Genomic DNA, 22,952 nt, shown 5'->3' with positions numbered 1-22,952 from the left:
TTTTTCGGGCTTTGACTTGAAGCAACCGGCGCATTCGAGCACAGGTCGAGGTCGAAAATACGTCAGCGCTTCTCGGGCTGTACACGCGGTTTTTGCAATGTTTTGTATCCGCTGCTCTTTAGCGAGCGCAGCGGATCTGCGGATCTGCGATTGGTTCAATCGAATCGATATCGATCCCGCAAAATGCAGGATGCACGATGGCCATTCATGCACTTTGCACGACAACCTGAATTTTCATTATTTTTAACTCTTTGTTTTATAACGATTATTTTATTTTCAAATGCTGGCACAATCGCTGCAACCTCCTCTGCATGCTTGCCATTCAAGTGCATACGGAGCTGAAAGACATGAGCCTGATCCAAGAAAAATTTACCTCCCTGTTCTCCAACTTCGACGTCACCACTGCGCCACGTCCCGATGGCGGGATCCTGCTGACCCTGCGCAGCAGCGACGGCAAAGTGTTCAAACGCGCACTGACTTATCAACAACTGCATGCCGGCGACCAACTGTCGTGGGCGATCAGTGCAATTCGTCGTGACCTGGCAGAACAAGCCAGTGAGTTGCCGCAAATTGCCATGCTGCAGAGCCAGCAGCGTTTTGCTCTGCCGACATATCACTCGCTGTAATTTTTAAAGCGCATTAAACAAAACAGGCCGTGGAGCTTTCGCTTCACGGCCTGTTTTTTGTGGCTTATGCAAAACCTGTGGGAGCGAGCCTGCTCGCGAATAGGGTGTGTCAACCACTGAAAATGCTGGCTGAACGCACGCTTTCGCGAGCAGGCTCGCTCCCACACTAGATCGGTGAGGTCAGAAGGCTTCGGGTTCTATTCCGGTGAACGTGTCGACGGTGATGTGGCTGCCCAACTCCCCGCCTTCGCGGGCTAGGCCGCAGGTTTGCAGGCCTGCCGACTGAGCGGCGTCGAGTTCTTCAACAATGTCCGAGAGAAACAGGATCTCCCCCGGTTCAACGCCGATGGCTTTCTGAATATTGGTGTAGGACTGCGCCTCACGCTTGGGCCCTGAAGTCGTGTCGAAATAACCACTGAACAACGGCGTCAGATCCCCCGCCTCCGAGCAGCCGAAAATCAGTTTCTGCGCCTGAATCGAACCCGACGAGTACACAAATAGTTGATAACCGGCAGCATGCCAGCGCTGCAGCGCTTCAACGGCATCCGGGTAAACATGCCCCTTCAATTGCCCGGCGTGATAACCCTGCGCCCAGACCATGCCTTGCAAGGCCTTGAGCGGCGTGGCTTTGCGATCTTCCTCGATCCAGCTCAAGAGAATTTCAACAACCCGTTCAACATCGGCCTGCGGCGCATTGCTGTCACGGCGCACGGCCTCCAGTTGCTCAGCCACATCGGGGCGCTCGGCGTTCTGGCGGACAAATTCCGGCAGGTGTTTAGCGGCAAACGGAAACAGCACGTCGAAGACGAAACTCACCGCGCTGGTAGTGCCTTCGATGTCCGTAACAATGGCTTTGATCGACATCGAATCAGTCCTCCAGACGCGGGAAGCGGCCGGCGATGTCTTCGCCGGTGAAATTGGCAACCCAGCCTTCAGGGTTGTTGAACAGACGGATCGCGACAAAGTGCGGATGCTCGCCCATGTCGAACCAGTGCTTGGTGCCGGCCGGCACCGAGATCAAATCGTTCTTTTCGCAGAGTACGGCGTAGACGTAATCATCGATGTGCAAGGTAAACAACCCACGGCCGGCGACGAAAAATCTGACTTCGTCTTCGCCATGGCGATGCTCTTCGAGAAACTTGGCGCGCAGCTCGGCTTTTTGCGGGTGATCGCTGTTCAGGCTGATGACGTCGACGGTGATGTAACCGCGCTCGGTCATCAGTTGGTCGATCTGCTCTTTATAGGCGCTGATCACCTCTTCCTGGGTGGCGCCGGGCTGGATTTTCGCGGCGGCTTGCCAGCGGTCGAAGCGCACGCCCTGCTCGGCCAGGGTCGAGGCGATGTCTTCAAAGTGGGTCAGCACCTTGTTCGGAATCTCAGGGCTTGAGACGTGATAGACGGACAGGCTGCTCATTGGGGCAATTCCTCGGTATCGGCCTTGCCGTCCGGTTCTTGCAGACCGGTCGGGCACAGCATTTCATCAGGCAAATGGGCTACTTCTGGTGAAGTCAGCCTTGGCGGTTCATGACGCTGCGGGTTTTCAACTCGCATTCAAACAGAAATTCAAAGGCCTCGATCTGCCGCAGCGCGTCGTTCATCTGCGCGCCCCAGGTGTAGAGGCCGTGGCCGCGAATCAGGTAACCGACACAATCAGGATGGGCGTCGAGCCAAGGCTGCACCTTGGCGGCGAGGCGCGCAATGTCCTGATCGTTGTCGAAAATCGGCACGCGCACCCGCGATTCGTGGGTCGAGATGCCACTGAAGGCTTTTTGCAGCTCGTAGTCTTCGAACTCGATAAAGTCTTGCGGAGTCAGGCGCGACAGCACCGTGGCATTGACCGAATGGGTGTGCAGCACTGCGCCGATCTCCGGCCGCCAGCTATACAGCTGGGTGTGCAGCAGGGTTTCGGCGGACGGCTTTTTGCCCGGTTCCAGGCTATTGCCGGAAAGGTCGGTGGCGAGCACATCGTCCACACTCAACTGGCCCTTGTGCTTGCCCGACACGGTCAGCAGCGCTTCGCTTGGCGAGAGGCGCGTCGAATAGTTGCTGCTGGTGGCCGGCGACCAGCCGCGACCATAAAGAAAGCGCCCGGCATCGACGATTTGCTGGGCGAGTTGTTCACGCGTAAGGCTCATGGCCTGTCCTCTTGCATACGTGTGGCAATGATAACGGCAGCAGCGAGCGCCGCGAGACTGGCAATACTAAAGGTCAATGTCGCGCCGAGGGCATTCCAGCTGTAGCCGGAATACAACGCGCCCATGGCGCCGCCGGTGCCGGCCAGTGCGGCGTACAGCGCCTGGCCCTGCCCTTGCTGGCGCGCGCCGAAGCTACGTTGCACGAAAGCGATGGCAGCGGCGTGAAAACTGCCGAAGGTCGCCGCGTGAAGCACCTGCGCAAACAACAGCACCCACAAGAACTCGGCGAACGAACCTAGCAGCAACCAGCGCAGCGCCGCCAGCAGAAAACTTGCCATCAGCACCCGGCGCAGGGAAAACCGCGCAAGAATCCGGCTCATCGCCATGAACATCAGCACTTCGGCAACGACACCCACGGCCCAGAGCATGCCGATGGTGCCGCGGGTGTAGCCGAGGCGTTCAAGGTGCAAGGTCAGAAAGGTGTAATACGGGCCGTGGCTCAATTGCATCAGCGCCACGCAGCCATAGAACGCCAGCACGCCGGGGTTGCGCAGTTGCTTGAGAAAGCCCTCCCCGCTCGGCCGATTGCCTTGCGGCGGTTGCGCGTTCGGCACCCACAAGCTGCTGAGGACGATGCCAGCCATGATCAGCACCAGCGCCGCCGGGTAGATATCGAGGCTGAGCCATTCGAACAATCGGCCAAGCGCGACCACGGTGATGATGAAACCGATCGAGCCCCATAAGCGGATTTGGCTGTAGCGCGAGGTCTGCCCCTGCAAATGCGCCAGGGTGATGACTTCGAACTGCGGCAGCACCGCGTGCCAGAAGAACGCGTGCAGCGCCATGACCATCGCCAGCCAGGCGTAGGTTTTGCTGACGAAAATCAACGAAAAAGTCAGCAGCGTACACACCGCGCCGAAGCGCACGATGGCCAGGCGTTTGCCGGTGTAATCGCCGAGCCAGCCCCAGATGTTCGGCGCCACACAGCGCATCAGCATCGGGATCGCGACCAGCTCACCGATCCGCGCGGGACTGAAGCCGAGGTGGTCGAAGTACAGCGCCAGAAACGGCGCTGTCGACCCGAGCAAGGCGAAATAGAACAGATAGAAACTGGACAGCCGCCAGTAAGGGAGCGCCGTCACGGTTATGCCGCGACGGCTTCAGAGCCCGCCATCAAAGCTGGCTCAGCACCGGGGTGCTCACGCGCACATCGGCGTTCTGGCCACGGTGACGCAGCAAGTGATCCATCAGCACGATGGCCATCATCGCTTCGGCAATCGGCGTGGCGCGGATGCCGACGCACGGGTCGTGACGGCCCTTGGTGATCACGTCCACAGGGTTGCCGTGGATATCGATCGAACGGCCCGGGGTGGTGATGCTCGACGTCGGCTTCAAGGCCAGATGCGCAACGATCGGCTGACCGGACGAGATACCACCGAGGATGCCGCCTGCGTTGTTGCTGAGGAAACCTTCCGGGGTCATTTCATCGCGGTGCTCGGTGCCGCGCTGGGCAACCGAGGCAAAACCGGCGCCGATTTCCACGCCTTTCACCGCGTTGATGCTCATCAGTGCGTGGGCCAGTTCAGCATCGAGGCGATCGAAGATCGGCTCGCCCAGACCCGGCATCACGCCTTCGGCAACGACAGTGATCTTCGCCCCAACCGAGTCCTGGTCGCGACGCAATTGATCCATGTAGGCCTCAAGCTCCGGCACTTTGTCCGGGTCCGGGCAGAAGAAAGCGTTCTCTTCCACCGAATCCCAGGTCTTGAACGGGATTTCGATCGGGCCGAGCTGGCTCATGTAGCCACGAATGACGATGCCTTGGGTGGCCAGGTATTTCTTCGCGATCGCACCGGCCGCCACGCGCATCGCGGTTTCGCGCGCCGAGCTGCGACCACCGCCACGGTAGTCGCGCTCGCCGTATTTGTGGTGGTAGGTGTAGTCGGCGTGGGCTGGGCGGAACAGATCCTTGATCGCCGAGTAGTCCTTGGACTTCTGGTCGGTGTTGCGGATCAGCAGGCCGATCGAGCAACCGGTGGTGCGGCCTTCGAATACGCCAGAGAGGATTTCGACTTCGTCGGCTTCTTGACGCTGGGTGGTGTGGCGGCTGGTGCCTGGCTTGCGGCGATCGAGGTCGCGCTGCAGGTCTTCGAGGGAGATCTCCAGGCCCGGCGGGCAGCCGTCGACAATGGCGACCAACGCCGGACCATGGCTCTCGCCAGCGGTGGTGACAGTGAACAACTTGCCGTAGGTATTGCCGGACATGCAGGACGCTCCGTGAAATCAAACCCAAATTCGTGATGCGCGCCAGTATACGCAGGCTAACCGAGTAGTTCATCCTCGAACCTTAGTGGTGCTGGCGAGTCCAACCGGCACCTTGGCGAATGATGGCGTGATGATGCTGCGAGTTTTGATCTTGAGTCTTACCCTCTTTACGGGCTTTGCCCAAGCGACGGTCCTACAACGCCCGGTCACTTTGGATACCGGCACCGGCGAACTTTTCGGTTCGCTGCTGCTGCCAAAATCTGACAACCCTGTGCCGGTTGTCCTGATTATTTCTGGCTCCGGTCCTACGGATCGCGACGGAAACAACCCCGACGGCGGGCGCAACGACAGCCTCAAGCGCCTGGCGTGGGTGCTCGCCAAACACAATATCGCCAGCGTGCGTTACGACAAGCGCGGTGTTGCGGCGAGCCTGGCGGCAACGCCGGATGAGCGCAATTTGTCGGTGGAGGCCTACGCGGCGGACGCGGTGGCATGGGGGCAGAAGCTCAAGACTGACCCGCGTTTCGGCAAGCTGATCCTGCTCGGCCACAGTGAAGGCGCGCTGATTGCCAGCCTCGCCGCGCCGAAAGTGGACGCCGCTGCGGTGATTTCCCTGTCCGGCAGCGCGCGCCCGGTCGATCAGGTGATCCGCGAGCAATTGGCTCGCAGCCTCCCACCTCCGTTGATGCTACGCAGCAATGAATTGCTCGACAGCCTCAAGGCCGGCCAGACTGACGACAATGTGCCGCAACCGCTGCAGGTGATTTTCCGCCCGAGCGTGCAGCCGTATCTGATTTCGCTGTTCCGTCAGGATCCCGCGAAAGCCTTCGCGCAATTGAAGATGCCGGCGCTGATCGTCCAGGGCAGCAACGACATGCAGGTCGGCGTTGGCGATGCGCGGGCGCTGAAAGCCGCCAAACCCGACGCCGAACTGGCGGTGATCGACGGCATGAACCACGTCATGCGCATCGTCCACAACGATATGAAGCGGCAATTGGCTTCGTACAAGGATCCGAATTTGCCACTGGCGGCGGAACTTGGCGCGAAGATCATCGAGTTTATTGACGGACTTCGCACCCGTTAAGCGCGGTTTACCCTCTAGTCCTGCAAAAAACGGCCGATAAGCCTTTGTCGCCAGCGCAACGGCTGGCGACAAGCAGGGCTTGGACAGGATCTCGCCGTTATGACTGATACCCCGACTTCACCCGACACCACCGCTGAAAAAGACGCACCGCCAGCGGTCGAGCTGCCGTGGGCGGATGTCCACGTCGAGCACCACAAGATGCTCCGCCTGGCCCCATTGCAGACCGACCGCAACACTGGCGGCCGCCCCTTGCGCTTCGTCGAATTCGGCTATGCCGAGCGCAACAGCAAAGAAAAAAGCCTGATGCGCATGACGATCAAGCTGCCCGGCCAGCGTGTGCGCAAAGAGCAGAATCAGCTGGACGTGTGGGTCGATCACACGACCAAACGTGTGCACTTCGGCCCCGACAGTGGCTTGCAGATCGAACCAATGAACCGTGGCATCGGCCGTTACATGGCCGCGCAAGGCATCAATTGGGCGAAAAAGCGCTGGCCGACCTACACCGTTGACGGCATGGACTTGAACAACAAGGACGCGCTGAACGAAGACACCCGTCTGCGTCGCGATCATTTCCTGCGGGTGCATGGTTTTGATGTGGTGTACGCCGATGCCCAGCACTTGAAGGGCAGCGTCAAGGATGTATTGGTCGGCGATTTGCTCGGCGACTGGAACAGCGAAAAGCTGCAGATCGTCGAGATTCTTGAAGCGGCACAGATGCTGCAGCAGGCCGAACAGAATCTGGCTGAGCAGGAAGTGAAGCTGAAGAAACAGGAAGAGAAGGTCAGCAAGTTCAAGCGTGAAGACGCCGGGCTGCGTTTCACCATTACCTGTCTGGTGGCGTTTGCGGTGTTTCAGGCGGGGCTGCTGATCTGGATTGCTACGCACCGGTAGATCAAAAGATCGCAGCCTTCGGCAGCTCCTACATTGGAATGCGGTAATCCCTGTAGGAGCTGCCGAAGGCTGCGATCTTTTGCTTTTAACGGGTCAGATGCGGGAAGCGAACAAGGCCTGATGATCGCGGCACTGCTCCGCCGTCAACATGAACACGCCATGCCCGCCACGCTCGAATTCGAGCCAGGCGAAATCGACTTCCGGGTACAACGCGTCAACGTGTACCTGGCTGTTGCCCACCTCGACAATCAACAACCCCTTCTCGGTCAGATGATCGGCCGCTTCAGCGAGCATGCGTCGCACCAGGTTCAAGCCATCGTCGCCACACGCCAGGCCCAGCTCCGGTTCATGCTGATATTCGTCCGGCATGTCGGCGAAATCTTCCGCATCCACGTAAGGCGGGTTCGACACGATCAGGTCGAAACGCTGGCCCGGCAAGCCATCAAAGCCATCGCCCTGCACGGTATAGACGCGCTCATCGACGCCATGGCGCTCGATGTTCTGGTTGGCCACTTCCAGCGCTTCGAACGACAGATCGGCCAGCACCACTTCGGCGTTCTGAAACTCGTAGGCACAGGCGATACCGATGCAACCGGAACCGGTGCACAGGTCGAGAATCCGCGCAGGCTCGCTGCCGATCCACGGGGCGAAACGGTTTTCGATCAGTTCGCCAATCGGCGAGCGCGGGATCAACACACGCTCATCGACGATGAACGACATGCCGCAGAACCATGCCTCACCCAACAGGTAAGCGGTCGGAATGCGCTCTTCGATACGGCGCTTGAGCAAACGCTGCAAATTGACCAGCTCGTCGTCTTCCAGCGCGCAATCGAGGTAGCTGTCGGCGATTTCCCAAGGCAGGTGCAAAGCTCCCAGCACAAGCTGCCGCGCTTCGTCCCAGGCATTGTCGGTGCCATGGCCGAAAAACAGATCCTCCCCATGGAAGCGGCTGACGGCCCAACGAATATGGTCGCGCAGGGTACGAAGTCGGGAAGTGATCACGGGGCAGAACTCCAGAAAAAACGACTGGCGATTCTAGCAGCCAAAACGCGCGACGACGACGCAGGAAAAACATCGCACCGACGGTAGGAGTTTTCTGTTTTTTGCATCGGCTATTGAACAGAACGTGTAACTTGACAAGGCTGCAGGCCAATAACGACGGTGCCTACGATGGTAGCGATTCACAGAACCGCTCAGCCAGAGGACAATGTCGCAAAAGCCCCACCCCAAGGAGCCCCAGAATGTCCGTTCCAAAAACGATGTTTCAACTCAGCGGTCGCGGTTACGCAGCGGCCACACTGAGCCATGCCACCGTGGTCATCATCGATGCCCAGAAAGAATATCTCAGTGGCCCGCTGGCCCTGAGCGGCATGGACGCGGCCGTCGCAAACATCAAGCAAGTGGTTGCCGCAGCCCGTGCAGCCGGTCGGCCGATCGTGCACGTGCGTCACCTCGGCACCGTCGGCGGCCTGTTCGACCCACAGGGCGAACGCGGCGAATTCATCCCTGGCCTCGAGCCACAGGGCGATGAAACCATTATCGGCAAACTGCTGCCGAGCGCGTTCCACGGCACCGAGTTGCTGGACCGTTTGCAAAACCTTGGCTCACTGGACCTGATCGTCTGCGGTTTCATGAGCCACTCCAGTGTCAGCACCACCGTACGTGCGGCGAAGAATCTGGGTTTCCGCTGCACTCTGGTCGAAGACGCGTGCGCCACCCGCGACCTGCCATTCAAGGGCCGAGTGCTCAGCGCCGCCGTGGTGCAGGAAGCCGAAATGGCGATCATGGCGGACAATTTCGCCACGCTCGCGTTGACTCAAGACCTGATCTGATCGGCTCTGATGGGCGGCTCGCGGCGCCGCTCATCTGCAAAATCCTCTCATTTGCCGCAAATGCCATAGCCTCAGGAACAACCCGGTCAACTCCCGGTCGAAGGGCCGATACCCATTGAGGAAGGTCGGAATGAAGTTATCCGATGGATTTGACGCACGCCGCTTGCGGCCCAAAGGCCAAAGCAACTGGCGTTTTCGATTCGGCGCGGCGATTGCCGCCATTCTGGCGACGTTCGGTGTGCTGCTGGCGATGGCCGGGGCCGCCAGCCTGCTCGGGCGCCCGCCAGCGCTCGGTGATTTGAATGCCACGCCGATGGGTTCGGCGATCATTCTGGCAGTCGGCTTGCTGTTTCTGTATTTCGGTGTCGCCCTGTGGCGTCGTTGCCGGCGTCGCGCCCGGCAATCGCGGGAACTGAACATGTCCCCGCACCTGATGAAAAAACACGACTGAATCACCGGCCTGGCTTTTTGCCGGGCCGTTTTGTTTCGACTTGGGTAAACTGGCCGCCCTTCGCGGAGGCTGACATGCAAGACGACGATTTTTCCCTGTTCAAAAGTGCGATCCAAGGCGTCAAGCCGATCAAGCACGACCGCGCCGACACCGGCAAACCCAAGGCTGACCGCGCACAGATCGCCAAGCTGCGCCAGTCCGCCACCGTGCGCACCGACACTGCTACCGTGGATGGTCTGTCCGACCAGTTCGTGATCGACGTCGGCCCGGAAGACGAGTTGATGTGGTCCCGTGACGGCGTGCAGGAAAGTCAGATGCGCAAGCTCAAGGTCGGCCAGATCCCGTTCGAAGGCAGCCTCGACCTGCACGGCATGAGCGTGGAAAAGGCCCGCGAAACCCTCTGGGCCTTTCTTGCCGAAGCGACTAAATTCGAAATCCGCTGCGTACGCGTCACCCACGGCAAGGCTGTGCGCCTGGACGGCAAGCGGCCGATGATCAAAAGCCACGTCAACACCTGGTTGCGCCAGCATGCCCAAGTGCTGGGTTTCTGCTCGTGTCAGGCGAAACACGGCGGTGCCGGCGCGGTTTACGTGATGCTCAAACGCACCATGATGGAAGGCCGCGACGAATAATCGCGTTACACCGAACTTGCAGGGTTGTGTCCGCCACCGTACCCTTGCCCTTTGCGAAAATCCCCACAGGTAGTTTCATGTCCCTGGAACAGAATTACACCGCGATTCTCGGCCAATTGGGCGAGGACGTGTCCCGCGAGGGCCTGCTCGACACGCCAAAACGTGCCGCCAAAGCCATGCAGTACCTCTGCCGCGGTTATGAACAGACGCTCGAAGAGGTCACCAACGGTGCCCTGTTCAGCTCCGACAACAGCGAAATGGTGCTGGTCAAGGACATCGAGTTGTACTCGTTGTGCGAACACCACCTGCTGCCGTTCATCGGCAAGGCGCATGTTGCGTACATCCCGAGCGGCAAAGTGCTGGGCCTGTCTAAGGTCGCGCGGATCGTCGACATGTACGCCCGTCGCCTGCAGATCCAGGAAAACCTCAGCCGTCAGATCGCCGATGCAGTGATGCAAGTCACCGGCGCGCTGGGCGTAGCCGTGGTGATTGAGGCCAAGCACATGTGCATGATGATGCGCGGTGTCGAGAAGCAGAATTCGTCGATGATCACTTCGGTGATGCTCGGTGAGTTCCGCGAAAACGCAGCGACCCGCAGCGAATTCCTCAGCCTCATCAAGTAATTCGTTGCGCGAAGAAAACCGGCATTCATCGCCGGTTTTTTTTCGTCCATGAAAAATCGGGTAAGCTGCGCGCCTTTCTCAATTTGCACCGTGAGGCTTTAAACGTGTTCGTCAAAGCGCTTCGTGTCGGCCTCGGCCAACTGGTTATCTTCATCGACTTCATCACCCGCCCGGGCAAGAAACAGCGTCCTGCCGAGACTCAGGCCCAGGTCAACGCCGCCGCGCAAGGCCTGACCCTGTATCAGTTCCATGCCTGCCCGTTCTGCGTGAAAACCCGCCGCACACTGCGTCGCCTGAATGTACCGGTGGCGCTGAAGGATGCGAAGAACAACGAGCAGGATCGTCAGACGCTGCTGGATCAGGGTGGCCGGATCAAGGTGCCTTGCCTGCGCATTGAAGAGAATGGCCAGACAACCTGGATGTATGAGTCCAAGGTGATTATTGATTATCTGGATAAGCGGTTTGCCGCTGTCTGATGATTATGTTGTGGGTTGATTGACGCCTTCGCGAGCAGGCTCGCTCCCACCCTTTGGAATGCATTTCCACTGTGGGAGCGAGCCTGCTCGCGAAGGGACCCTCTCAGCCACCGCAAATCCCAGACAAAAATAAACCGGCCCTCGAGCCGGTTTATTGTTTTCAGGCCGCTTTCTCTAGCAGCGCCTGGCGCACCACCGCCGCCAATCGCTTGAGCCCTTCATCCAGTCGCGCCGGATCAATGTGGCTGAAATTCAAGCGCAAATGCCCATGATGGTTATCCGGATCCGGAAAGAACGGCTCCCCCGGCATAAACGCCACGTCATTGGCCAACGCCTCATTGAGCAACGTTCGCGTATCCAGCGGCTGCTTCAACGTCAGCCAGAAAAACAGCCCGCCCTGCGGCATGTTCCAGTCGGCGAGATCAGAAAAATGCGTTTCCAGCGCCGTTTGGAAGGCATCGCGCCGTTGCCGATAGAAGCCGCGCAACTCACTCAGATGCTGCAGATACTTGTCGCTGCCAATCCATTGCAGGGCCTGCCACTGACCGATGCGGTTGGTATGCAGATCTGCCGATTGCTTGAGTTTGAGCAGATGCGGGAACAGGTCCGGGCTGGCGATCAAGTAACCGACGCGTAAACCGGGCAACAAGGTTTTCGACACGGTGCCGGTGTAGATCCAGCTCGCCTTCTGCAGACGCCCGGCAATCGGCTTGGCGCTGCCGCCATCGAAAGTCAGCTCGCGGTAGGGTTCGTCCTCGATCAGGGTGACGCCGAATTCGTCGAGCAATGCCGCTACGGCTGCACGCTTGGCTTCGCTGTAACGCACGGCGGACGGATTCTGGAACGTCGGGATCAGGTAAATGAACGCTGGCCGGTGCTGTTCGAGACGACTGCGCAATTGCGCCAGATTCGGGCCGTCGGCTTCTTGCGGCACGGTCAGGCAATCGGCGCCGAATAGCTGGAAAATCTGCAATGCGGCGAGATAGGTCGGCGCTTCAAGCAGAATTTCCGTGCCCTTGTCGATGTACAGCTTGGCCGCCAGATCGAGGGTTTGCTGCGAGCCGCTGACCACCAGTACCTGACTTGCGGTGCACTCCAGGCCCAGCGCCCTCGCCTCCGCTGCCAAGGCTTCGCGCAATGCCGGTTCGCCTTCGCTCATGCCGTATTGGCCGAGTGACAGCGGCATGTCAGCCCACTCGACCTTCGGCAGCATCGCTTCGGCCGGCAAGCCGCCAGCGAACGACATGACCTCCGGGCGCTGGGCGGCGGCAAGGATTTCACGGATCAAGGAGCTTTTAAGGCGCGCGACACGTTCGGAAAAGGCCATGGAAGTCACCGGTAGCGAGGCATGGGAATAATGAGTCAAACTGGTTGACTGAAATTACGACAGCTTGAGCGAGTACGTCAATATGCTTGACCTTAAAAACCCCGCGAGCCAACAACAGGCGATGGAAGCGTTTTTCTTCGGCTATCAGGCCTTCACTGCCAAGGCTGATGAAATGCTCGAGCGCCGTGGGCTGTCGCGGGTACATCAGCGAATTGTGTTTTTCATCGCTCGATACCCGAATTTGAGCGTGAAGGAATTGCTGGGATTGCTTGGCGTGAGCAAGCAGGCCTTGAACATGCCGTTGCGACAGTTACAGGAAATGCATCTGGTCGACAGCGTGGCGTCCGAGGCCGACAAGCGAAAGCGTCTGCTGGAGTTGACGGCCGAAGGCGCGAAGTTTGAACAGGCGCTGCGGCGTGAGCAGGTGAAATTGCTGGAGCGAGTGTTTGCCGAGGCTGGCGAGGCGGCGGTGAATGGCTGGCTGGCGGTGAATATGGCGCTGGGGAAAAGTCAGACGGCTCTCGACTGAATGGGACTGCCTCTTCGCGGGCAAGCTCGCACACAGGGGCACGCATTTCAAACGTGGGAGCGAGCCTGCTCGCGAAGGGGCCAGTGCAGGCGATATATCGCTATCGACGGAACTTTCGTAAACAAAACCAAAAACAATATTTGCTTTATTTGTACACAAAAGCATAATCCACAGCGTGCGAGTTCCTGACCGCATGGTCAACAAATTCGCGTATGCCTCAAAGGGCCGCTGCCACCCCTCATGGGTCCGGCCCTGGAAATAACAATAAAACTCTTGAGGAGTACTCGCTGTGGAAAGCCGCAAATCCGAAGCATCGACGCTGGACCTCTCGCCGCCATTACGCAGTGGCTTGCTGGAACGTCTGTTTAAACTCAGCTTGCACGGCACCACGGTGAAGACCGAGCTGATTGCCGGTCTGACAACCTTCATCACCATGGCTTACATCATCTTCGTCAACCCGAACATCATGGCCGATGCCGGGATCGATCACGGTGCAGCCTTCGTCGCCACCTGTATCGCCGCCGCGCTGGGCTGCCTGTTGATGGGCCTGTACGCCAACTGGCCAGTGGGTCTGGCGCCGGGCATGGGCCTCAACGCATTCTTCACTTACACCGTGGTCGGCACCATGGGCTACAACTGGGAAACTGCACTGGGTGCGGTGTTCGTCTCCGGTGTGCTGTTCATGATCCTGACTTTCTCGCGAATTCGCGAGTGGCTGCTGAACAGCATTCCAGTCAGCCTGCGCTTTGCGATGGGTGCCGGTGTCGGTCTGTTCCTTGGCCTGATCGGCTTGAAAACCGCGGGTATCGTCGTCGATAGCCCGGCCACACTGATCAAACTCGGCTCCCTGCGCGAACCTGGCCCACTGCTCGCGGCCATCTGCTTTCTGATGATCGCGATCCTCAGCTACCACCGAGTCTTCGGCGCAATCCTCATCAGCATCATCACCGTGACCCTGGCCGGTTGGGGCCTGGGCATCGTGCACTACGAAGGGATCATGTCGACCCCGCCAAGCCTGGCTCCGACCTTCATGGCCATGAACGTCGCCGGCGTGTTTAACGTCAGCATGATCAGCGTGGTGCTCGCCTTCCTCTTTGTGCACATGTTCGACACCGCCGGCACGCTGATGGGCGTCGCCCAGCGCGCCAATCTGGTGAATGCTGACGGCCGTATCGAAAACCTCTCCCGCGCGATGAAAGCCGACAGTGCATCCAGCGTGTTCGGTGCCGTGGTCGGTGTTCCGCCAGTCACCAGTTACGTAGAAAGTGCCGCTGGCGTAGCCGCTGGTGGTCGGACTGGTCTTACCGCAGTCACCGTAGGTGTGCTATTTATAGCGGCGATGTTCTTCGCACCGCTGGCCGGCATGATTCCCGCTTACGCCACCGCCGGTGCACTGATCTATGTGGCGATGCTGATGATGGGCGGCATGGCCCACATCGAATGGGACGAAGCCACTGACGCGATCCCGGCCATCGTCACCGCGATCATGATGCCACTGACCTTTTCGGTCGCCGACGGCATCGCGCTGGGCTTCATCACCTACGTGGCGTTGAAGGCTGGTACCGGCAAGTACAAGGAAATTTCCGTGAGCCTGTGGGTGCTCTGCGCGATTTTCATCGCCAAGTTCATCTTCTTGTAAGCGTCACGCGGTTCAAGCTTCAACACAGCCTCACCCAATCGGGTGGGGCTTTTGCACATTCTTGAGTACAACAAAAAAAGGAGGAAAGTGATGAGTCTGGAAACCTGGCTGCTGTTCAGCGGCGCTGCATTGGTGGTGATTCTGATTCCGGGGCCACTGTCGTTGTTGATGATCAGCAACAGTCTGAATTATGGGTTGCGCCGTTCTTATCCGGCATTTCTCGGTGGCGTATTCGCCTCTATCTGCCTGCTCAGTGCTTCGGCGTTGGGGCTGGGTGCCTTGTTGCTGGCATCGGAGCAACTGTTCAGTGCCCTGAAAATCGTCGGCGGACTCTATCTGTTCTATCTGGCCTGGCAGAGCTGGCAGCAATCGCGCCAGCCATCGGTCGGCGCCGTCGTGCCACAAGCTGCCGCCGTTCCACGGTTTCGCGCGTTGTTCGGGCGCGCCTTTGTACTGGGCGCCAGCAACCCGAAAGACATCCTGTTCTTCGCCGCTTTCCTGCCGCAATTCCTCAGCGCCGAACAGCCCTTCCTGCCGCAGTTGCTGGTGATGATCGCCACCTGGACCCTGCTGGATCTGCTGTGCAAACTGGCCTACGGACTCGGAGCCCACGGCGCAGCGCGTTACTTGCGCAGTGGCAAAGGACAGAGCTGGTTCAACCGGATCAGTGCCGGCTTGTTCGGAGGCGCCGGCGCGGCATCGTTGCTCAGCAGTCACTGAGACATTTGGATCACAAACTTTTTATTTATCTGTAGCCATCCCTGACTTGAAAAACTCAAGTCAGGGATGGCATTCGCAGCGACCGCTCGTGTTGCTCGCGACATCTCCCCGCCGCAACAACTGCATCCCTCAAGCGCAATACACAGCAACAACCCGTTGATGTACATCGTTCAAAAGGCGACCGTACTATCACGACTCAAATAAATAAAAACCCGCCAGAACAAGGAAGTTCACATGGCCACCCTGATACGTAAAGCGTCATTGGAAACTGCAGAGATCACCGACGCCGTCGTCATCGCCGACATGCGTTTCGAGCGCAATGAACATCATGTTTCGACCATTGATTTCAAACCCGAAACTGATGAAACAACCAGCATCAAAGTAAAAAGCAAAGTCGATCAATTGAAAATAGTCGACTCCGTATTCGGCCCGCTGCAAATCGGCAATATTTCAATAACACGAGTGTCACTTTATGCCTTGGGCGCCACGTTTGACGGCCAACCACTGAGTGGCAAAAGCACCTTTTTCCGGGTACCCAAGCGATCTTTCATCAACGCGTTGCAGTTCAGTGCTGTCGACATTGAACACCATATGAAATCGTCAACAGGCAAGGACAGTTATTTGTTGACGACACTGCTTTTCGAAATGGCCAGCGAACGCCCACTGACGGCCCCTCACCTGATAAGAGAAAGTTCGCAAGCTTCTACAGACGAAGGTAACTACCGTAGCAAATTGGTAAAACTACTGGATTCCGCACAGAAACTGGATCTGTATCACGCAAACCTGCCCAAACATAATCCTCGCTGGGTGTCCCTGGCGAAAAGTTACGCCGCGCTCGGTTCGAGTGTCGGCATCCAAGCTTTCGGCATATTCATGGGTTTACGCGGTGTGGTGGATGCTATCAAAGCAAACAACACCACCGAAGTCGCCATCAACAGCTTGGGTATTGGTACGGAAGTGGGTTCCATTGTTGTTGACATCGCCGTCAGCAAAATTGCGTCGAATATGCTCTCGGCCGGGCAAGGCGCCCTTATGGATTTTGCCAAAACCCGGTTTGCCCTGAGGCTGGGTCGCTCCGGCGGTTTGATCGGCGGCGCACTGACATTGCCGTTCGATATCTTCACCGCTGTCAGATCGATCAATGCCGCTGAAAATGCCGTCGGAAAAGAAGCCATGGACCATTACGTGAGCGCTGGATTGAGTATTACCAGCGCCGCCATGACGATCATCCTCGGTGCGGCAGCGTTGGCAGGCTTTTCATTTGCAGGCCCGGTCGGGCTTGCAGCTGGAGCAATCCTGGCCATCGGATCGCAAATTTATGGCGCGGTACGCGTGGTCGACGACATTGATGACTACATCGAACTGACGCTGGACGAGCGCTGGCGCACAGGCTGGTTTTCGTTCTGCATGATGGACCCTGACCAGGCCGTGCAAAACCGCTATCTGCTGGCAAAAACCAGGCTCCAACACGCGAAACAATTGAAAGAAACAGCCAGAAAACTGTTGGATGGGCAACTAAAGGACACAACCGAAGCCATCGTTAATGGCAAGTTTGAAGTCCACCTCAAACCCTCCCGAGTGCGCAAGCGTAACTGGTGGACCAAACAGGACCGTTGGGAAACGATCCAGGTTCCCGAGATCAAGGGAGGCGATGACATCATTGACGCCCGCAACGGGGTTTCCAAGGATACGCCAGGTGCAGAGTTGGGTACGGTTGGCGAAAACAAGGGCATTCTCTGGTTCATCAGCGAGGGCCAGGACTCAATCAAGGGCGTTGAAAACAAACCCAACAGCTTTCACTACCGATCGGGAAAAAAACAGCTGACCGGGGGTGAGAAAGACGACCGCTTCGTGTTCGAGGGTGCAGGGGATCTGCTTGTACAGGATGCCCAGTTTTCTGAGTATTCAACACTGAAAGGCGGCGCAGGCAACGACACGCTTGTTCTGGCTGGAAGCAATTACACACGCCGCACCGATAGAAAAGGCTATGACGTCGATCTGCTGGCCCAAACCCTGCAGGTAATCGCAACCGATCCGTCTGTAGAAGAGGGTGAAAAATATACTCTCCACAGCCTTCTGGAAAGTATCGAGAATGTTGAAACGGTCAGCGGGGCCATCAGTGTTGTGACCGGTTCGGATAAACGCAACATCATTAATTCGCGCGGCCAGGACACCATCAATGCGGGGCCCGGAAATGATCAAATCCATCTGACATATCCCGGAGCAACAGCCTCGGGTGAGGCTGGCATTGACGAATACATCATTGACCACAAACCAGGCCGTATTGCCATCATCGAAGACGGCACAGAAGAAAGTATTGTTTTGCTCAACTGGAAATACGAACTGATCGAAAGCTGGGCAATCGAGAATGGCGCGCTGATCATCAGTTCCCGGTTCGCATTTGCGGACGACCCGAAAAGTGTCGTGATCATTCAAGGCCTGTATAAGAAAGACGCGAACAACTTCGTATTGCAGAATAATAAATTCACGTTCATGACCGGCGACGGCTACTCGTTAAAACTGCCTGACGCCCCAGACCTGCCCGACAGCATCGAAAATGGCCACAACCTCGAAATCGAAGTAGTCGTTGTAAAAAAAGGAACACCCGAAAGACCCCTTATCCTCCACGCTCCCGAGTGCCTGATCGATCATCAGCGTGATGCGAGTTACTACCTGCCAAGGTCCAGGAAAAACACGACAATCCGGTTGGTGAAACGTGCCGAAGCGGTGGTTCGTCTGCATCTTGATTACGACATCAGCGAACTGACACAGGTTGAAGCGCACTTCACCTCGGGAGAGAAGAAGTCAAATGGAGAACTTTTTGCGGGATGCGACCTGATTTATCACTTCGGCCACAACACACTGAAATTTGGCTTGTTCGCCTATGCGGAAGGTGGACTTGCCCCCAGAAACATGATCAGGATCTTGCGAACCATGGCCGCACGTCCCAACTACCGGGTCGTGCTCATTTTTAAAGGTGGCGTCACGGTCAATTTGCAACTGACACCGGAAACCGATGTTTGCCCCCTTGAAAGCCATAATCCGAATGATTTTGATACTTGGACGACGCAGCTCTCACTACCACTGCCACGGCGCACAGATCAGACTCCTTTTGAGTTACCTGAAACCAAACCCTTCAAATTCGACAGGGCGGGATGCGGTTCGCTTTTTTCCTATCCCGAGCAAACCTCGATCCAGAATCTTGAAGGTACTGGTTCCACCTACCTGATTCACCTGGTTGCCGATATAGCGATCAGATTGTCTACCCCGGGAGCACTCGCAAACGCCCCTGCCAGACTGCCTTACTCTTCCACCTGGGACCTCGACGCGACGAAACTCGGCAAGGTCGAGATCAGGCTGGAAAATAACCAGCTGCACATCGGCACCTGCATTATTCATTTGCCGGAGTACGAAAGCGAAGACCTGATCGATCAGGTCCGAGTCATTACCGAGAAAGGGGTTGTCCATACCGTCGATCTCTCTTTCGACAGGGTTTACCTGGATGGTCTGGATGCCCGCTTCTTTGAAGACCCCGGCTCGGCAAAAGACTTGCCCGAGGCTTTTGCAGCAATGGCCAATCAAGAGATCAAAGTGAGAAACATCGTGCTCGCCGACAACCGTCCCGAGGCGCTGAGTTACAACTTTCCCGCACACGGCTGGATCCTGCGCAGAGACAAATCTCGCGTTGAATACTCAGCACTGCAAGTGGTCAATCGGTGCAGCCATCAAGAACTCCCCCTCTTTGCACAGCCGCCGTTGATGACTGCTCCCTCTGCTTGACGCGCGCACCCCCGTCAAAAACCGATAACCACGTGCGCACTCCGAAGTGCAGTAACCGAACGTGTCCACAGGGATGCGGACGAGTGCGCCTGAAAAATGCGCTGAGGCACGTGCCCGCGCATCATCACTCAACGAGTAACTTCACATGGCCAAACCACCCAAAAAAGTTCCTGTGACAGTGGCAGCAGATACCACTGTTACAACCAGACCTGCACAGTCAGGCTCGGGTACTCGCGTCACTGCAAACCTGCCTGAATCAGCACTGCCTGGCGTCGACTCGACCACGGGACCTCCCGGTATCGCCACCACTCGCCCGCCCGTCGTCATCGTCAGTGATATGCCCGATACCTACCGTGCCGCCCGCAGTGCAATCGCCTGGCCACAGGATCGATTGCACGAGCTGATACCAAGCGGAGAAAACACGGGTCTGTTCACCGGCCCGGATCAACGAACCTACGCGCAAATCGGCAACGAAGGCCGGTTTGTCGTCGAACGGGATCTGCAAGGCAACTATTACGTTCCGCTGACCTTTGCACCCGGTGTTCCCGGCCCGGTACTGACCAGGATTGAAGGCCAGGCCAGCTGGCACATCCAGCGCCCTGGCTGGCAATCAACACAGTCTCGACCCGACACCCCTGCCACGCCACCGTCCCTCACCTACCTTGCGCCCGATGACGCAAAAACGCTGACCAGAGCAGAACTCTCAACGGGGGGACTTCGATACAACAAACTCAAACATACCTTCGTCGATACCGCAGACGGCACAGTCATGGTTCGGAAAAACCAGCAAGGTGAATATCAACTGACCTCGGCAACAAGCAGAGACTTGCCCGATGTATTTTTTCAACAGATTCCCGGAACGGTGCTCTGGCGCCGCAAGCATCCGCACTTGCCAACCCCCGACCATCCCGCTGCAGGCAGGTCGCGGCCAATGGCCGAAGCAGACGAACCGCAACCCGGCCCAAGCAAACGCGCGCGGGTCAACGTCCCCGAACAACCACTAGCACCAATAACCTTCGATGCCAGCGCTCCAGCCGAGCAAACACCGTTTTTCTGGCTACCCTGGGGCCATCTGAACAAACCAGCGCAGGTGGAGTCGGTGCAGCTCGGCTGGTTTCATTATCCGGTGGTGCCGAAGGGTTCCACCCCTCACCCCAAAGTCTACTTTGTGCAACATCCTGACTTTGTGCCAACACACTTCGATGCGTTTGAACAAATGCTCCGTACGGCGCCCTCGATGCAGCCTGTTGCAACATTTCGCATCGGTAACGATCCGGGAGAAATACACCCTGGAAAACGTTTCTTCGATGAACCGATCTCGCAGTCGGTAGCCAAGACATTCCCTGATTTCTCTGATGACACGGCACGGGCCGTCGCCAGAAGGCTGTTCGAACTCGCGGACAACACACCGATGATTACCGGCACCGGGCTGGTCAACATTCAGGCAGTCCTGCATCAGTGGAAACAACGGCCATTTCCCACCGCACCTGCGTATGCCGACCCGCTGAACATGCTAGCAGTGGCACCTTCCACCGATTTCCGCGGTAAAAAACTCATCCGTATGCCCTCCCAGGTCGACGGCGAACTGCAACGACTCAGCTTCGATCCCAAGCATTTTCCCGTCGAGTGGAACCACTACAAAACCTACCCGACCGACCTGAACCTCAGACGCCTGCTTGGCGCCCTGTTGGTTCGCAGCGGCTATGACATATTTCCCCTGACATACGAACACCGCATGCCAACGCTGGTATTCAGGCGCGGAACCAGTGAGCGGATTTATTTTATGAAACTGGGTGTGGTGGATCATGTCGGCCTGTCCCACACCCCGGGCAATGAACTGGCAGAACCCAGCCTGCCGGCCAGGATAGGCAACGAGGCGTTTCACGCCCTGGCCACCGCGACCATGGAAAACAAAGTGGTCTGGCTCATCGGGGGCGTATTGAAGGTTGAGTCGACTCCGGATTCGGTGTTCGTGCTCAGGGAGCGCTGAGATCCCGCTACGACTCGCACCGGCCCTGCCGGCGCGAGTCGGCATGACTTTCGAACGCCTCGAAACACCCTGCAGCACTTGCCCTCATCGCCATACATATATACCGCACGCCGTGGCGAGTTTTTGCCGAACATCACGCCTTTGAAGCCAATGGGTCGGGCAAACACGATGCCGCGCAATTGCACATCGAATCCGCTTCCCGAATATCCGGCCGCATCACTGATCAGCGATTCATCGGAGCAAGTCCATGGCAAAACCACCCAGGAAAATTCCTCGCACGGCGTCACCGGAGGCGTCTAGCCGAGCAACCAATCCTTTACCTGTTCCAGTTGCAGCACTTCCCGGTGAACCGGGTCATTCCACTCCGCACACCGAAGCCACTTCATCACACGCGTTGCCAGAAGCACCCGCCGACCGCCCCAGCGTCATCGTCGGTCGTCCGTTCACCCGGCATCGCCAATTGAGCGAAGCGCGAACCTCTGATTGGGTGAGGCAGCAATCCATCGAAACCGGACCGTCTGCGCTGGCCGGTGCTTCCAGCAGCGAAAGACCAGCGCATCCGGTCTATATCGACCCCGAATCGGCAACCCGACTGAAGCTGCAACCAGGCACTGAAGAAGGGTTTCGCTACGACAAACGCAAGAAATCCTACGTCGAAATGGTCGGCGGCATGGTCATGGTGAGCAAAACTGCGGAAGGCTGGCGACAGACACATGCCGGGGAATCAACCCCGACGGGACAAAGAGTGGAACAGATTCCGGGGACAACACTCTGGCGTGAAATCGACACGCCGCAGCAAGGCGACCCAGCCGTAATCAATCCACTGTCCACCGAAGCGACCGATGCCATACCCGGCCAGAGCAAGCGCCAACGCCTGGACGAACAGAGCCATGTTGCAACCGGTACCAGCACGCTGGTCGAACATCTGTTAGCCCAGCCGGGCGTCGCCCTGGATCTTTCCGCCGGTCAGTGGAGAAACTGGGGGAAGTCCACAAAACCCGATTCAGGCGAGTCGATAGAGATCGACGGGCAACACTTTCGGATCGTCATGCAAGGTGTCAGTGCCGATACCGAACTGGTCTATTTGCAACACCCGGGATTTGCACCGGACCGCTATGACGCGTTCGAAAACATGCTGCGTCATGAGCCTTCGCGCCAACCGAAATGGGCACTGAAACGCGAAGGCCAATGGAAGGTTCTGGACAACGCTCCACCGTTCGAAATGTCCGCCACCCAATATGTTTCCGCCGCCTACAACTATCTGTCCGAGCAGGCGACCAGCAACCTCGCGCGGGCGGTATTCGATCGGCTTTCACTGCCTCAGGGCATCAACGCCCATGGACTTTCGGTGATGGCGCTGACCTTCCGCCACTGGCTGGACAGGGTGAATCACGAGCCCCCGCTACACGGACTGGCGGACCCTTTGATGATGCTGCCAAAACTGCCGACATCGCCCGGCCATCTGGCAGGCGGCCGCTTGCTCACACTGCCTGCGCACAACTCAGCCGTATTACAGCGCCTGGATTTCGACCCACAACGGTTTCCTCAAGAGTGGGCCCCCTATGCAGCAGCGCCGACGCCAGGAAACCTGCGCGGATTGATGGCGACCATCCTGCAACACAACGGCTACAGCATTAATCCGACCACGCGCCGACTCAGTGAAGGTGCATTGATTTTTTACCGCCCGGGCGTTGCCGCTCTATTCGTGTTGAAGCTGCCACCCATCGCTGGCAATCAGGTTACTCGCACCACACCCGCAGGTACCGAACTCATCGACCCCGCCTATCTGACGAGGCTCAGCGTGTCGCAAAAACAGGCGCTTGAGGTGCAGTTGGCTCACACCGAAGTCATCCATCTGGTGGGGGGTATACAACCCATATCCGCTGATTACCCGACGCTGTTCATTGTGAGAGAGGCCTGAGCCGCTGCTGAACGCCTGAACGGTGCGTCCG

General features: G+C 57.9%; 21 protein-coding genes. 14 read left to right on the top strand and 7 right to left on the bottom strand.

Annotated features, from left to right (window positions below):
• Window positions 1-347: 347 nt before the first annotated feature.
• Window positions 348-626, top strand: a complete 279-nt coding sequence (locus J0G10_RS09995; protein ID WP_008080936.1) for a DUF3509 domain-containing protein — start codon at window positions 348-350, stop codon at window positions 624-626.
• A 180-nt stretch (window positions 627-806) separates the two neighbouring features.
• Here the strand turns inward: J0G10_RS09995 and mtnC are convergent, their stop codons facing one another.
• The 5 genes from mtnC to aroC all read right to left on the bottom strand — a co-directional run bounded on the left by mtnC (window position 807) and on the right by aroC (window position 5,026).
• A complete protein-coding gene (gene mtnC, locus J0G10_RS09990; protein ID WP_095050927.1) occupies window positions 807-1,490 on the bottom strand; it encodes an acireductone synthase in 684 nt (227 codons plus the stop codon).
• 4 nt (window positions 1,491-1,494) lie between these two features.
• Window positions 1,495-2,040, bottom strand: a complete 546-nt coding sequence (locus tag J0G10_RS09985) for a 1,2-dihydroxy-3-keto-5-methylthiopentene dioxygenase (protein ID WP_122594921.1) — start codon at window positions 2,038-2,040, stop codon at window positions 1,495-1,497.
• A gap of 94 nt (window positions 2,041-2,134) precedes the next feature.
• Window positions 2,135-2,761 (bottom strand): methylthioribulose 1-phosphate dehydratase, encoded by a 627-nt coding sequence (locus J0G10_RS09980; protein ID WP_095050925.1) that lies wholly within the window; start codon window positions 2,759-2,761, stop codon window positions 2,135-2,137.
• On the bottom strand, window positions 2,758-3,903 hold the full coding sequence (locus J0G10_RS09975) for an MFS transporter (protein WP_095050924.1): 1,146 nt from the start codon (window positions 3,901-3,903) through the stop codon (window positions 2,758-2,760). Before J0G10_RS09975 ends, J0G10_RS09980 begins: the two co-directional genes overlap by 4 nt.
• Window positions 3,904-3,934: 31 nt before the next feature.
• Complete coding sequence (gene aroC, locus J0G10_RS09970) at window positions 3,935-5,026, bottom strand: chorismate synthase (RefSeq protein WP_095050923.1); 1,092 nt, start codon at window positions 5,024-5,026, stop codon at window positions 3,935-3,937.
• A gap of 130 nt (window positions 5,027-5,156) precedes the next feature.
• Between aroC and J0G10_RS09965 the strand changes: the two genes are divergently transcribed.
• Both J0G10_RS09965 and J0G10_RS09960 read left to right on the top strand, forming a co-directional pair.
• Complete coding sequence (locus tag J0G10_RS09965) at window positions 5,157-6,110, top strand: alpha/beta hydrolase (RefSeq protein ID WP_220558366.1); 954 nt, start codon at window positions 5,157-5,159, stop codon at window positions 6,108-6,110.
• Between the two features lie 99 nt (window positions 6,111-6,209).
• Window positions 6,210-7,001, top strand: a complete 792-nt coding sequence (locus J0G10_RS09960) for a hypothetical protein (protein ID WP_093441710.1) — start codon at window positions 6,210-6,212, stop codon at window positions 6,999-7,001.
• Between the two features lie 93 nt (window positions 7,002-7,094).
• Here the strand turns inward: J0G10_RS09960 and prmB are convergent, their stop codons facing one another.
• Entirely contained in the window at window positions 7,095-8,003 is a 909-nt protein-coding gene (prmB, locus tag J0G10_RS09955; protein ID WP_220558365.1) for a 50S ribosomal protein L3 N(5)-glutamine methyltransferase, read from the bottom strand.
• A 239-nt stretch (window positions 8,004-8,242) separates the two neighbouring features.
• Between prmB and J0G10_RS09950 the strand changes: the two genes are divergently transcribed.
• From J0G10_RS09950 to J0G10_RS09930, 5 genes are all read left to right on the top strand, one after another.
• Window positions 8,243-8,833 carry a cysteine hydrolase family protein gene (locus J0G10_RS09950; protein WP_007914026.1) on the top strand — a complete coding sequence of 197 codons (591 nt, stop codon included), beginning with the start codon at window positions 8,243-8,245 and terminating at the stop codon, window positions 8,831-8,833.
• 130 nt (window positions 8,834-8,963) lie between these two features.
• Window positions 8,964-9,284 carry a hypothetical protein gene (locus J0G10_RS09945; RefSeq protein WP_007914024.1) on the top strand — a complete coding sequence of 107 codons (321 nt, stop codon included), beginning with the start codon at window positions 8,964-8,966 and terminating at the stop codon, window positions 9,282-9,284.
• A 74-nt stretch (window positions 9,285-9,358) separates the two neighbouring features.
• Complete coding sequence (locus J0G10_RS09940) at window positions 9,359-9,916, top strand: Smr/MutS family protein (protein ID WP_038366959.1); 558 nt, start codon at window positions 9,359-9,361, stop codon at window positions 9,914-9,916.
• A 77-nt stretch (window positions 9,917-9,993) separates the two neighbouring features.
• Window positions 9,994-10,539: a GTP cyclohydrolase I FolE gene (folE, locus tag J0G10_RS09935; protein ID WP_003442011.1), complete on the top strand. Its 546-nt coding sequence runs from the start codon at window positions 9,994-9,996 to the stop codon at window positions 10,537-10,539.
• Window positions 10,540-10,643: 104 nt separating this feature from the next.
• Window positions 10,644-11,015, top strand: coding sequence for a glutathione S-transferase N-terminal domain-containing protein (locus J0G10_RS09930; protein WP_093441696.1), 372 nt, complete (start codon window positions 10,644-10,646; stop codon window positions 11,013-11,015).
• A 160-nt stretch (window positions 11,016-11,175) separates the two neighbouring features.
• On the opposite strand, the gene J0G10_RS09925 is transcribed toward J0G10_RS09930, so the two are convergent.
• Window positions 11,176-12,342 carry an aminotransferase-like domain-containing protein gene (locus J0G10_RS09925; RefSeq protein ID WP_095050920.1) on the bottom strand — a complete coding sequence of 389 codons (1,167 nt, stop codon included), beginning with the start codon at window positions 12,340-12,342 and terminating at the stop codon, window positions 11,176-11,178.
• Between the two features lie 82 nt (window positions 12,343-12,424).
• Here J0G10_RS09925 and J0G10_RS09920 point away from each other — a divergent pair, with 82 nt between their 5' ends.
• The 6 genes from J0G10_RS09920 to J0G10_RS09895 all read left to right on the top strand — a co-directional run bounded on the left by J0G10_RS09920 (window position 12,425) and on the right by J0G10_RS09895 (window position 22,921).
• Window positions 12,425-12,871, top strand: a complete 447-nt coding sequence (locus tag J0G10_RS09920; RefSeq protein ID WP_093441687.1) for a MarR family winged helix-turn-helix transcriptional regulator — start codon at window positions 12,425-12,427, stop codon at window positions 12,869-12,871.
• Between the two features lie 289 nt (window positions 12,872-13,160).
• Window positions 13,161-14,510, top strand: a complete 1,350-nt coding sequence (locus J0G10_RS09915) for an NCS2 family permease (protein ID WP_007914003.1) — start codon at window positions 13,161-13,163, stop codon at window positions 14,508-14,510.
• A 90-nt stretch (window positions 14,511-14,600) separates the two neighbouring features.
• Window positions 14,601-15,230: a LysE family translocator gene (locus J0G10_RS09910; protein WP_038366975.1), complete on the top strand. Its 630-nt coding sequence runs from the start codon at window positions 14,601-14,603 to the stop codon at window positions 15,228-15,230.
• A 234-nt stretch (window positions 15,231-15,464) separates the two neighbouring features.
• The gene (locus J0G10_RS29955) at window positions 15,465-19,010 is read left to right on the top strand and encodes a calcium-binding protein (RefSeq protein WP_245398031.1); all 3,546 of its coding nucleotides are present in this window, start codon (window positions 15,465-15,467) and stop codon (window positions 19,008-19,010) included.
• A gap of 145 nt (window positions 19,011-19,155) precedes the next feature.
• Entirely contained in the window at window positions 19,156-21,000 is a 1,845-nt protein-coding gene (locus J0G10_RS09900; protein ID WP_220558364.1) for a hypothetical protein, read from the top strand.
• 247 nt (window positions 21,001-21,247) lie between these two features.
• Window positions 21,248-22,921 (top strand): hypothetical protein, encoded by a 1,674-nt coding sequence (locus J0G10_RS09895; RefSeq protein ID WP_220558363.1) that lies wholly within the window; start codon window positions 21,248-21,250, stop codon window positions 22,919-22,921.
• Window positions 22,922-22,952: the final 31 nt, after the last annotated feature.

The organism is Pseudomonas germanica, from assembly GCF_019614655.1.
GTDB lineage: Bacteria > Pseudomonadota > Gammaproteobacteria > Pseudomonadales > Pseudomonadaceae > Aquipseudomonas > Aquipseudomonas neuropathica.
This window is presented reverse-complemented; position numbering and strand designations above follow the sequence as displayed.